Source organism: Paenibacillus sp. FSL L8-0644, assembly GCF_038008165.1.
In the GTDB taxonomy this organism is placed as follows: domain Bacteria; phylum Bacillota; class Bacilli; order Paenibacillales; family Paenibacillaceae; genus Paenibacillus; species Paenibacillus polymyxa_D.
The window spans coordinates 4676187-4688295 of sequence record NZ_JBBOYN010000001.1 but is presented as its reverse complement, the minus strand read 5'-3'; the positions used below and the strand labels follow the sequence as shown (position 1 = coordinate 4688295).

Annotated in this window: 11 protein-coding genes; 8 read left to right on the top strand and 3 right to left on the bottom strand. The window is 40.3% G+C overall.

The features are described 5' to 3' along the window. Positions 1-619 precede the first annotated feature (619 nt). Positions 620-1252: a GNAT family N-acetyltransferase gene (locus NSS94_RS21395; protein ID WP_340933276.1), complete on the top strand. Its 633-nt coding sequence runs from the start codon at positions 620-622 to the stop codon at positions 1250-1252. Between the two features lie 25 nt (positions 1253-1277). Here the strand turns inward: NSS94_RS21395 and NSS94_RS21390 are convergent, their stop codons facing one another. Next, complete coding sequence (locus NSS94_RS21390) at positions 1278-2087, bottom strand: MerR family transcriptional regulator (RefSeq protein ID WP_340933274.1); 810 nt, start codon at positions 2085-2087, stop codon at positions 1278-1280. Between the two features lie 213 nt (positions 2088-2300). Between NSS94_RS21390 and NSS94_RS21385 the strand changes: the two genes are divergently transcribed. After that, on the top strand, positions 2301-2585 hold the full coding sequence (locus NSS94_RS21385) for a hypothetical protein (protein WP_340933272.1): 285 nt from the start codon (positions 2301-2303) through the stop codon (positions 2583-2585). On the opposite strand, the gene NSS94_RS21380 is transcribed toward NSS94_RS21385, so the two are convergent. Continuing rightward, positions 2566-3624, bottom strand: coding sequence for a LacI family DNA-binding transcriptional regulator (locus tag NSS94_RS21380; protein WP_340933270.1), 1059 nt, complete (start codon positions 3622-3624; stop codon positions 2566-2568). The genes NSS94_RS21385 and NSS94_RS21380 overlap by 20 nt on opposite strands. A 387-nt stretch (positions 3625-4011) precedes the next feature. Here NSS94_RS21380 and leuB point away from each other — a divergent pair, with 387 nt between their 5' ends. The 6 genes from leuB (at position 4012) to NSS94_RS21350 (ending at position 10549) form a co-directional block, all read left to right on the top strand. Further along, a complete protein-coding gene (gene leuB / locus NSS94_RS21375) occupies positions 4012-5112 on the top strand; it encodes a 3-isopropylmalate dehydrogenase (protein ID WP_340933268.1) in 1101 nt (366 codons plus the stop codon). A 1-nt stretch (position 5113) separates the two neighbouring features. Continuing rightward, positions 5114-6256, top strand: coding sequence for an aconitase family protein (locus NSS94_RS21370; RefSeq protein ID WP_341040075.1), 1143 nt, complete (start codon positions 5114-5116; stop codon positions 6254-6256). Between the two features lie 10 nt (positions 6257-6266). Beyond that, entirely contained in the window at positions 6267-6776 is a 510-nt protein-coding gene (locus NSS94_RS21365; protein ID WP_340933264.1) for a LeuD/DmdB family oxidoreductase small subunit, read from the top strand. A 6-nt stretch (positions 6777-6782) separates the two neighbouring features. After that, positions 6783-8045 carry an aconitase/3-isopropylmalate dehydratase large subunit family protein gene (locus tag NSS94_RS21360; protein WP_340933262.1) on the top strand — a complete coding sequence of 421 codons (1263 nt, stop codon included), beginning with the start codon at positions 6783-6785 and terminating at the stop codon, positions 8043-8045. Positions 8046-8068: 23 nt separating this feature from the next. Then, positions 8069-9415 (top strand): 2-hydroxycarboxylate transporter family protein, encoded by a 1347-nt coding sequence (locus tag NSS94_RS21355; RefSeq protein ID WP_341040074.1) that lies wholly within the window; start codon positions 8069-8071, stop codon positions 9413-9415. Positions 9416-9559: 144 nt separating this feature from the next. Beyond that, entirely contained in the window at positions 9560-10549 is a 990-nt protein-coding gene (locus tag NSS94_RS21350; protein WP_341040073.1) for a D-isomer specific 2-hydroxyacid dehydrogenase family protein, read from the top strand. Between the two features lie 525 nt (positions 10550-11074). On the opposite strand, the gene bglS is transcribed toward NSS94_RS21350, so the two are convergent. Beyond that, the gene (bglS, locus tag NSS94_RS21345) at positions 11075-11788 is read right to left on the bottom strand and encodes a beta-glucanase (protein ID WP_029519363.1); all 714 of its coding nucleotides are present in this window, start codon (positions 11786-11788) and stop codon (positions 11075-11077) included. Positions 11789-12109 lie beyond the last annotated feature (321 nt).

Genomic DNA, 12109 nt, shown 5'->3' with positions numbered 1-12109 from the left:
ATACACGAAAAACGAAAAGAAGTAATTGCCGATCGTTGCAGACGAGTTTAATCTTTTGACTATGACACCAGAAGAACAACAAAAGGCACACGAAGACTACAGGAAGAAATACAGATATCTGAAATAAGAGGTTTAGGAAGCGGAGCTTCTCCGCATTCCATAGAAGGCTTTAGAAGAAGCTTTAACTGACATCGTTAGCTACGGAGTTATTTTCAAAAGGCAAATTCAATTGGAATGTAAATACGTTATGACTATTGAAGAGTTGAATATATTCTTGACTGAATTGTATTCAATTATTGATATTCGGATATTTATTGTTTCACCTGAAATTGCCGGACTCCTTATAATAGAGTCCGGCAATTTCAGGTTCTTCCCAATTTAACATGACTATTAGCCGTCTATCCTTGTAAGTGAGCCCTGGAGGGAGAGATGAAGGATGACGGATATATGGGATTTACATCTTTATTATACTAACGGCGGCTTTCCTGAAATAAGGAGAGCTTTTTTATTCAATAAACGGCTAGTTGAAAATAGCATTACAATAAATACTTGACTCTCCCCATTAGGGGAGACACTAAACTCAATTTGTAAGCTAATCAATTAAAAGGAGGAAGTCAAAATGAACTTAGATATTAGAGACATTAGAAAAGAGGATATAGAACGTATTAAAGCGATTATTGCAGATACCTGGAACGCAAAGGATTTTATAGAGGATGACGGCATAATAAATGCAGCAGTTACAATGAAGTTCATAAGTCCAATATTAAATAAAAGTACTTTTGGAAGAGTAGCTACATTAGATGGAGAAGTTATTGGTGTAATTTTTGGTTCAAGAGTTGGTGAAATAACATCTTATAGATTGCTACAAGAAGATTATACAAGTGAATTGCTACAACTCTTAAATCTAAATGACATAGAACGAAAAGTATTTGTTGAACTCACCTCTATGACTAATGAGGCATACAGCAAGTTAATTAGAGGAAAAGAAGATGAGTTTCAGGGTTGCTTAGAATTCTTTGCTGTTTCTGAAGAAGCTAGAGGAAAAAAAGTAGGGAAAAAATTATTTAATGAGCTCATCTCTTACTTAAGAAATACAAAAGCAAATAAAATTTATGTGTATACAGATACAATGAGTAACTATGGATTCTATGACCATAATGGATTTGTTCGTCTTGATGAAGAAGTAACTGTATTTAATCTACCTAACGGTAAACTCGAAAATACAAATTTTATTTATGAATACAAACTTTAAGCAGCTAAAAGTCAGCCTACCTTATTTATGGGGTGGGCTTTAGACTTATTTGAAATTGGGAGAAGTGATTATATTGATTAAAAACATCTGTCACTAAATAAAACAAATAAACCTTATTACACGTCAAACTGTTTTTCTCCAAATATTCTTTTACCAATTGAAATATTTCAATCTCAGTATCTCCCGTACAATTAACAGTTAAATATTCTCCTTTTGGTAATTCAGATATATTAAAGGTATCTTTAAGCAATCTATAATCATCTGATGTTATTAGACGAAATACATCACTGATTTTCCAATTATCATACTGACATGAATAAATTAATCCACACTGAAACGTATGAGTTGCGAATTCGCCTAATTTTTCATCTAATTTATCGAATGACTTTATCTCATTAAGTTCTCCACCTGATGTAGGTAAACTTAAAAAGTATCTGTCTTCAAATGTCTGAATATTAAATCCATTGTTCATAAGTTCATCTTCAGATGAATGGATAGCTGCCTTTAAAATTTCTATTTGTTTATTAAGTTTCTCTAATTTCTTTATTTCTTTATGAATTTCTTCATTTTTCTGTTCTAAGTAAAGTTTAAGGTAATTAGTATCGGCTTTAGCAAATAAGGCTTTAATTTCTTTAACACTTACATTACTTTGCTTACAAATTTTTATAATATCCAGATAGATAAATTGATTAACTGTATAATAGCGATAACCGTTATCGGGATTAGTGTATGCAGGTATTAATAAACCAATATTATGATAATAACGTAAGGTTTTTATCGTAACATTTTTTAATCTGGAAACTTCCCCAATTGAAAAATACCTTTTATTATCCATAAATTCCTCCAATAATTCTTATGTGTGAAAGTTGTTCTGCTGATACATCAATTCCTACCCTCCTAATAAATCACAAGTTGTGCTCTTATTCAACTAACGGGGCGTTAGAAGAATTAAACGATTACTACCGGATTACGCAACTGGAAGATCGAGTGCTTTAGTGTGGAACAATCTCTTTTCTAATGCCATAAAGTTAGCGAGCCAAGCGTTAAGGTGACTGTTAGACTGAAAATAGAAGAAGGATTTGCAGTAGTGAAGGTTTCGGATACTGGCTGTGGTATCAATCTGGAAGTGAAGCGAGTGGTAGATATTGTGGACTGTGAAATCTCTGTTGAAAGCAAAGCGGGCAAGGGGAGTACCATGAAAGATGTTCACGAAAAAGTGCCTGCTCCATCTATTTTAAAGAGGCAGGCACTTCATTTCCATGAGAGTAAAGCGAAGATTGCAAAAATCCAGGAACGGGCATATGATCAACCTTTTATATCCGCGGAAAGTTAAGGACATCATCCGGCGGTAACGGAAATGACGCTCGAATATAAGTTGTTGGAGCTATTTTTTGATGAACGGGCAACATCCGTTCATGTAGGTTCTTCTTGGATAACGATTTATAAAGTATAGATATAGCTGCTGCGGCTATTTTCTCGGATGGTATATCGATGGCCGTAATGGGCGGTGTAGAATATTGGGTAGCATCCGGTCCGGTCATCCCGATCGATATAATAGCAACTTCCTCAGGGATTCTAATATTCAAACGGTTAAATTCATGGGTCATTCCCAGAACAATGGTATCCGATTCACAGAATATAGTTTTAGGCCTATCCGTCATTTGGAGATATCTCCCGGCCGCTGCAACTCCACCGGCAAGCGTATTTGGTGCCATCATAATATGTGGTTGATCAACCGAAATATGCTGCTTCCTACACTCTTCAAGAAACGCGTTGATACGCTGGTTGGAAGCAACATAAGGACTTTCCACTGCAACCACTCCGATTTGTTGTACCGACTGTTTAGTAAGCAAAGAAACTGCCTCTATTGCAACTTCGCCGGAGTCAACATAAACTGTGGAGAATTTTTTGGATTGGCGATTAATCAAAACGATTGGCATGCGGGGCGACAATGACTCCAAATACGCAAGATCCGCCTCGGAAGTAGCACCTATAATAATTCCATTATACGTATTGTTCATGATCTCTTTAGCGTCTTTTGCGATTTGATCATTCGTATAAATACGTATAACAAGCTCGAAATCAAATTGTTTTTTTTCTATTTCGGATTGAATCCCCGCCAACAGTGCCGTGAGCATGTTCGTCCGGGCATCTAATGTCCAATATAAGGCAATGATCGGCTTGGCCCGATCTAAATTGCGTAAACGTCTTGCACTAACATTCGGCTGATAACCTAATTCATCTATGGCTTTCATGACTTTATTGTAGGTTTTCAAGGGAATATTCCGTTCCTTGGTTTTGCCGTTAATGACAATGGAAACCGTCGAAACGGATACCTCAGCCAATTTAGCAACATCCTTCAGTGTAACCATCTAAAGGTCTCCAATCTAATAAATAATTGGTCATACTTTCCTTAAATATAATCATAATCTAATTTTCAGTAAATGTGAACAATTGTGAAAAGTAGAACATAACCTTGATTTGCTCATTTTATTGATATAAAATGAGTCTGTCAATAAGTACAACGTTATACTAAAACGTTGTACTAAAACTCAATTCTAAAATTCGGCCGAATCCTTAGAAAGGAGAATAGTGAATACCTTGTGTGTATTGAATAGTGATTCATGGTGATTTTTTAGTACAACGTTGTACTAATCGTAATTATTTATATGCTTCAACAAATCCAAGGAATATAACGGTGATTGCTTTGGAGGATTAAAAGTATTATTCCGTAATATCAAAAAGAGAAGATGAGGTAGATGGCATACAATATCTCGGTTATTTATGGAGATGGTATCGGTCAAGAAATCGTTGATCAAGCGATCAAAGTGATGAATGAAGTCGGCAACGTATTTCATCATACGTTTCATTTTGAAAGATGTGAAGCTGGAACCGAGGCCGTTCAAAAGTACGGCGAACCCCTTCCTGATAAGAGCCTAAGACAATGTCAAGAAAGCGACGCGATATTATTAGGCAGCCTTTGGCTAGACCACTATCCGGAATTACCGCAAGAGAAGCGTCCTAGCTATGTTCTTTCTCTACTTAGGAAAAAGCTACAGCTTACAATAAATATTAGACCCATCTCCGTGTATAAATCATTGGCGGATTTGAGCCCTCTGAAGAACGGTATCATTGGCGAGGGGTTTAATATTCTTATGCTTCGTGATCTGGCTGGGGGCATGCTCATGTCCAAAAGATACCGGGGAATCGGGGATCATGGCAAAGAAGCATTCGATACAGAGTACTATAATGAAGAAATTATCAAAGCGAATGCATGCGCCGCGTTTGAAATTGCTCGTGGGCGCAGCAAGAAGGTCACAAGTTTGGATAAGGCGGTCATCTTGGAGAGTTCGAAATTGTGGCGTGAGGTTGTACAGGAGGTTAGCGCAGATTATCGGGATGTCAGTCTGGTGAATCAGTATATTGATGATGCCGCTGCGCAGGTCATTACCAATCCTCATAACTATGACGTCATTCTAACGTCTGGTATGTTCGGAGATATCCTTTCGGATGAAATATCGGCATTGGCAGGAACACCGAATGTACTTCCGTCAGCAGAGCTCAATCACCAAGGCAAAGGTTTGTTTACACCTAACCAAATACACAATAAGGATTATTCCATTATAGGCGGAGATATCGCCAATCCGATCGGTTCTATTTTATCTGGCGCGATGATGTTGCGGTTTGCTTTCGGTTTGGAAAAAGAGAGCCAGACCATTGAGAAAGCAGTTAGACAGGTATTAAATGAAAAATACGCAACAAAGGACATCTGCTTACCAGGAAGTAAACGGATTGGGACAAGCGAAATGGGGTCTATCATATCCGAAAAGATAAGGGAAATAGGGAAGGAGCTGGTTTGATATGACGATGATCGAATCTATTTTGAACGAAAAGTCCGGAGCAACCACAGTAATTGAACCGAACTATATTGTTTTAAGTGACAGTTTACCATTAGAAATTGTAAATGAATTAGAAAATATAAAGCGGCTTGAGGCACCTGAGCGGGTGATCGTAATGCTCTATTTCGATACTCCCGCTGGGAATTTCATATCGGCTGAAATACAGAAGAAACTCATCCAGTTTGCTCGCAAGCACGAACTGAAATTTGTCCAATCCCAAGGCATCGGATATCACATTCTGCTGGATCAATATGTAAATCCTGGTGACATCATTGTTTCGCCAGGCAAGCACAACAGCATTTTCGGTGTAGAGCAGGCTCTTGGTTTACATGTGAATCCATCCGAATTGCTTCAAGTGTGTGCCAGCGGCAAGATGAGTCTAGTGGTTCCGGAAACCGTGTACATTGAACTTAAGGGTCAGCTCAAACCAGAAGCGTCCATTAAAGATTTCTTAATCTCTTTTTTAGCATCAGAAGAGCTTAAATACGCCGGCAAAGCTATCGAATTTTATGGCAAGGGCTTAAATTCCTTATCCCCGAAAGAAACAACAGATCTTTGCCAATTGGCTTCGAGAAGCGGTGCTGTAACAGCTTTTCTTCAAACAGATTATCAAGGACCGGGCCAAGAAAGCTATGATCTAGGAGATGTGCAGCTGATGGTTGCTCTGCCGGGGGCGATCCATCAATCGCAACCTACGGCTGAATTGAAAGGCACTCCACTGTCGGCTTGTTTCATCGGCGGATGCACAGGAGGCAGTATTGAGGATTTGAGAACAGCCGCAGCGATTCTGAAAGGAAAACGGATTCCAATTAATATGCGGTTATCGATTGGACCACAAACTAATGAAGTTTACAAGCAGGCTATTTCCGAAGGGTTGATTCAAACTTTTATTGATAGCGGTGCGCAAATCTTGAGCACAGGCTGCGCCAGCTGTGTGACAACCTCAAAAGGTGTTATCGCTGAAGGCGAAACGATGCTATCTGCTAGTTGCTGGAATTACAAGGGATGCAACGGCTCAAAGGACTCGCTGGTTTACCTGGCTTCCGCAGAGTCCGTTGCCAACTCCGCGTTGAAGGGCTGTATTACATTAAATTCGAAGGGATGAGAAGTCTTTTATGGAAAAGAAATTTAGCGGTAAGATATGGAAACTACCGGACGATGTCGATACAGATACTATTATTGCAGGTCGGCACGGAGTTATCCTCGATAAAAAGGAAATGGGTTCGCACTGCCTTGAAACACTTCGCTCCGAATTTGCATCTCAGGTACAACCAGGAGACATTATTGTGGCTGGTAAAAATTTTGGCTGCGGATCATCACGGGAAATGGCCGCCGAAGCGATTAATGTACATGGTGTTTACTGCATCATCGCTAAATCCTTTGCCCGCATTTTCTTTAGGAATGCGATCAATAACGGAATGCTGCTGATTGAAAATGCAGAAATACCTGAGCACTGCGAAGAAGGGGACATCCTGACTGTCGAAGTGAACCAGTCAGTTACAGTCAACGGCAAGAGCTTCAGCATTCCCAAGGTGCCCGAGAACTTGTTTGAAATTATTCAAGATGGCGGACTAATCCCCAACATCATTAAACGAATGGAAAAAGCTGAAGTAGAAGGGAGATAACAAGCAATGGGATATACACTGGCTGAAAAACTATTAATGAAAAATACGGGAGAACAAAGTCTGGCCCCAGGCGATATTGTAATCGCTCGGCCTGATCGATATATGATCCATGATATTTATACTTCGTTCCTAAAGCGCGCTTTAAAGGATATGCATGTGACCCAAGCGATCTATCCGGATCGCGGAGTAATTATCTTTGACCATCTGATGCCGACCAACCAAGCTGATACCGATCCTGCTCATTTTGTGGATGGACTTGAGTTGGCCGAAAAATTCCAAATTAAAAACGTTCATAAGGGCGAGGGAATCTGCCATTCTCTGATGCATGAGCTGAGATACGCAAGACCAGGTGAAATCGTCGTAGCGACAGATAGCCACACAACGACCTATGGCGGGGCGGGCTGTTTCTGTACTGGCATTGGACATACCGAAATGGCAGCAGTTATGGCAACGGGCGAGATTTGGCTCAAAGTTCCCTCGGCCATCAAGATTGTGCTTGAAGGTGAATTTCAAGAGGGTGTCGGAGCAAAGGATATTATCCTAAGAATCCTTGGTGACATCAAATCGGACGGCGGACAGTACAAGTCGATGGAATTCACAGGAGCTGCCGTGCGCAGCATGAGTATGCAGTCACGATTCACCATAGCCAACATGGCTTTGGAAGCCGGTGCAAAGGTAGGATTATTCGAAGCAGATGAAAAAACAGCCGAGTATTATGACATGGACTATAATGATATTTCCTGGCTGAAAGTGGACGAAGACGCCGAGTATGAACAAGTTCTTCGTTACGATGTCAGCAAGCTCGAGCCCCAATTGTCATGTCCGCAAGGGGTTGATAATGTCCATCCTATATCCGAAATTGAAGGAACGAAACTGAATCAGGTTTATATCGGTTCTTGCACCAACGGTAGCATTGAAGATATGGAGACGGCAGCGAAAATTCTTGAAGGTAAAAAAATAGCTCCTTTCCTGAAAATGATCGTGATCCCGGCAACCACCAACGTTTACAAAGAAGCGATGGAACGCGGTTTTATTCAAACCTTCATCGATGCTGGTGCCAGTGTCTCGCACCCTTGCTGCGGATTATGCTGCGGTCAACCATATGGTTTAATGAGTGACGACGAGGTGGTACTTGGCACTAACAATCGCAACTTTATCGGTAGAATGGGAACCAAGAAGTCGCTGATTTATTTGTCTTCCCCGGCAGTGGCCGCGGCATCCGCGTTAATGGGGGTCATCACTCATCCAGCTAAACAATTTGCGCTATAACAATAATCAGATGGGAGTTTACTATGGATAAGCAAATTGGGGTTACCGCTATGCCGCCGAAGTCGAATTTCATAACTCAATTAAAAAGAATAAAGATTTCAGGGTTGCCGTTAAAGTACTATATTCCCTTTTCTATTATCATTTTGCTTGCGGTCTATACGGGGAATTTGAATAAAGATATTATCGGTTCGATTGCATTTCTCTTGATGGCTGGTGGTTTGTTCTCATATGTTGGAGGCATCATCCCCATTTTTGGAAGTTGGATGGGAGGGGCAATCCTCCTGCCGTTATTCGCTGGCTCCGCACTCGTGTATTTTGGCCTGATCCCGGATTACGTGCAGACGAATATTTCTGGTTTGATTGGATCGGGCTTTGTCAACTTATTTTTGTCGGCAATCATCATCGGTTCGATCCTCAGTATGGATCGGAAGGTACTCGTCTCCATCTCATTACGGCTATTACCATGCATTATTGGTGCTCTGGCCTTTGTGTTCATCTTCTTATTTCTAGGATCGCTCCTAACAGGTTCAACGCTGCTGGAGGGTCTATTCATGATCGGTTTGCCGAATTATACCGGAGGCTCTTCTGGTGCAATCGCTGTTGTTCCGTCCATTTACAGCCCAATTTTTCACAAGCCGGCAGGAACTTTTTCTGGGCAATTCCTTGTATACATGAACATTTCGAACCTGATTTGCGTCATTTTCGCCGGCTTGCTGCATAAACTTGGCAAGCGCTATCCTTCGCTAACAGGTAATGGCGAATTACTGAAGAATGTGCGCAAAAATGCAGACCAACCCGTTGAAGAAAAAGCTAAAGTCTCGAGTGATTTGAAAAAAGATATTACGAAGTTAGGTACAGGCTTGTTTGTTTCGGTTGTTTTTATAATTGCCGGTAACATTTTGCAGACTCTCATACCACAGCTTAACTTTATAGCCTGGGCTGTAATTTTAGTCATTATCGTGAAAGCAACTGGATTCTTGGATGATAGCTTGTGCCAATCTAGTGACTACTGGCAAGGGTTTATGGTTCGAAACTTTTTACCGTTCCTGATCACGGGGATTGGGATTGCATCGCTTGATTTGAGCCAAGTGTCCTCCTATTTTACAGTATCAAATTTTATCATTATCATCTTTGGGGTTATCGGCTCTGTCGCAGGTTCATTAATTGTCGGCAAGCTTATGAAATTCCATCCTATAGATTCGATGATCGCCGTAGGTCTTAATTTAGGAAATCTGGGAGGAACCGGTGCTATCGGGGTATTGTCAACTTCGGAGCGGATGGGGATGATGCCATTTGCAACTATCGCCAACCGGATCGGCGGAGCCATAATGGTTATTGTTATCAGCTTGCTGTTGCCATACTTTTTATAATCCACCACTTTAAAATGTTTCCACTATTCGGCTGACGTTGGACGATATACGGACAGTATAATGTGAAAATGTTCACATTATACTGTCCGGTAACGTATTTCCATTTTCCATGATGAGGCCAATCACCGAAAGGAGTTTTCAACCTTGAATAAAATCGTAGTTTATCAAGCGCGTCCTGACGAAGCGGCATACTTCGAAAAATTTGGGAAGAAGTTTGATTTGGATATCAAATATGTGACTCAAGAGTTAAATGCCGAGACCGCAATTCAAGCGCAAGACGCTGAGGCTGTAACGATACAAGGGAGCAATAAAGCGGACCGAGCAACTTTGCAAGCTTTAAGTAGGGTTGGGGTCAAGTATCTCGCATTAAGAAGCGCTGGATACAATTATGTAGATAGAGCTGCGGCTAAAGAGTATGGCATTCGCTTTTCCAATGTTACCTACTCGCCCAATAGTGTCGCGGATTTTACCACGATGTTAATTCTAATGTGTGAACGCAAAGCACAACAGATTTTAGCACGAGGCACCGTACAGGATTACACTTTGGCAGGTATTCAAGGAAGAGAAATCAGAAACTTAACTGTGGGGATTATAGGTACCGGTCAAATTGGAGCTACTGTTGCCAGAAATCTTTCCGGATTCGGATGTAACCTTATAGGTTACGATATTTACAAAAATGATAATCTAAGAAATTTGATAGAGTATGTTTCGCTGGAAAAGCTATTCTCCACTAGTGATGTGATTACCCTGCATGCACCATTATTCGATAGCAACTACCATATGATCAATCGGGAAAGCATCGCTAAAATGAAGGATGGCGTCTGCATCGTGAATTGTGGGCGGGGACCATTAATCGATACCGAAGCGCTGATTTATGGGATTGAGACGGGAAAAGTAGGGGCTGCAGGACTAGATGTGATTGAAGATGAACTGGGCATCTTTCATGAGGATCACCGTTTGAATGTCCTGAATAATCACCAACTGGCCATCTTAAAGGCATTGCCCAATGTCATTATAACGCCACATACCGCATTTTATACGGATCAAGCAGTGAGTGATATGGTAGAAATTGCGCTAAAATCGCTCATATCTTTTATGAATAATGGAACTAGTCGGTGGGAAATACAATCATAGATCAAAAAATATCCTTTGTGATAATTGAATCGCAAGGAGAATGTATAGATAGAACAACAGTTCAACGGCAACAACATCATTAATGTTCCTGTTTTATTTGAGATTTTCCTTAGTTACTAACTATAATGTAACTGAAAAATGACTGTAAATCCCTTTGAAACATTGTTATTACTGGATTTTGCAGGAACCAACTTAACATTAAAGTTGGTTCCTGAGTTATAAACCGATTGGTGTTTGTGTTCAAAGACATTAATGATGGTAACACACTAAATATTATAGTTAGCAACCGTAATTATTTTCTAGTAAGTATTTAACAAAGGCCCGATGAGCAAGTATCATCGGGCTTTTTTATTAAATTCAAGAGGCGACAGCTTTGGCTCAATCAGAGTGAGTATAGTTACATGAACCCTTTCCTGTATTGGTATCTTTAAAGTAATTGAAGCAGGAAAATGCTAACCACCCGTAAACATATGGGTTAAACTGGGAATTTATTAAATACCTGAAGGGCTGCTTTTGTACTACGGGCTAATTGCTCGTGTATTTTACCCAATCATATTCAGCGTATAGCGGATTCGCTCCATTATACGAACCTAGCCAGTCGTCAACACCAGTGCCATTCCATAAATTCATCATAATCTTGCCTGGCGTGCTTGGTATGTTCGTAGTTGCCGTATGCTTTAGAACCCCGTCAACATACCACTTAATGTATCCTGGTTGCCAATCGAATGCATAGGTGTGAAAGCCTCTTGATGCATCAAAGCCCAGATCAACAACCTTCTCGTGACCACCGACACCGTTTGTATAATAGTTGAATTGCACTTTTGTCGTGTCTTTGCCTAAAAATTCAATATCTATTTCATCCCATTGCGTGCCATCAGTAGGCCCCGTATACGTAAAAAAGGAAGATACGATCCCTGTATTTTTAGCAGGCTTCATACTGACCTCGTATAAGCCGTATCTGTAAGTGTTCGTCGATCGATACTCTCCGCAGTCAAACTTATTGTACGCAGAACTCGTTAAGCCAAGCTTCATTTTGCCATCGTTCGTAAAATTAACATTATTGGCACGCCAAGTGCAATTAAACATGTTCCCATTGGAATATCCGTCTGCCTTTTGCCATGCCCCCGAATTGAAACCATTAAGTGGTTCCCAAAAAACATTCCCCGCATAAACGCTTACCGAAAAAAACAGAGAGACAATGCCCGTGACCATTAAAGTGAACCAAGATTTCTTCTTCATTTTACACCTCCATAAAAGATTGACCAAACATGAAAGAAATGGATGACGATGATACATTATTTCAAGTATTGACCATCTTACCGAAAAAATAAAGCGCTTCCAAATTTGGTATCTTCATTGTAGTTTGAAATGGAGTCGTCCACAATAGCAAACTTAACACTTGAGGCATAATTTAAAAAAAACTAAATTTTATCAAGTTGTGGTTTAAAAATGTAAGTACTACAATTATATACAAGAAATGAAAATCAGGATTAAAATATTCTATTAAGGGGGGAAATGACGATTTTGAAATGGGATAGACTCAGGAAGCGGAGCCACTAC

Coding starts and splice junctions, on each gene's coding strand:
- NSS94_RS21395 (WP_340933276.1), top strand. CDS start 620: ATGAACTTAGATATTAGAGACATTAGAAAAGAGGATATAGAACGTATT.
- NSS94_RS21380 (WP_340933270.1), bottom strand. CDS start 3,624: ATGGTTACACTGAAGGATGTTGCTAAATTGGCTGAGGTATCCGTTTCG.
- NSS94_RS21360 (WP_340933262.1), top strand. CDS start 6,783: ATGGGATATACACTGGCTGAAAAACTATTAATGAAAAATACGGGAGAA.
- NSS94_RS21370 (WP_341040075.1), top strand. CDS start 5,114: ATGACGATGATCGAATCTATTTTGAACGAAAAGTCCGGAGCAACCACA.
- NSS94_RS21390 (WP_340933274.1), bottom strand. CDS start 2,087: ATGGATAATAAAAGGTATTTTTCAATTGGGGAAGTTTCCAGATTAAAA.
- NSS94_RS21365 (WP_340933264.1), top strand. CDS start 6,267: ATGGAAAAGAAATTTAGCGGTAAGATATGGAAACTACCGGACGATGTC.
- bglS (WP_029519363.1), bottom strand. CDS start 11,788: ATGAAGAAGAAATCTTGGTTCACTTTAATGGTCACGGGCATTGTCTCT.
- NSS94_RS21355 (WP_341040074.1), top strand. CDS start 8,069: ATGGATAAGCAAATTGGGGTTACCGCTATGCCGCCGAAGTCGAATTTC.
- leuB (WP_340933268.1), top strand. CDS start 4,012: ATGGCATACAATATCTCGGTTATTTATGGAGATGGTATCGGTCAAGAA.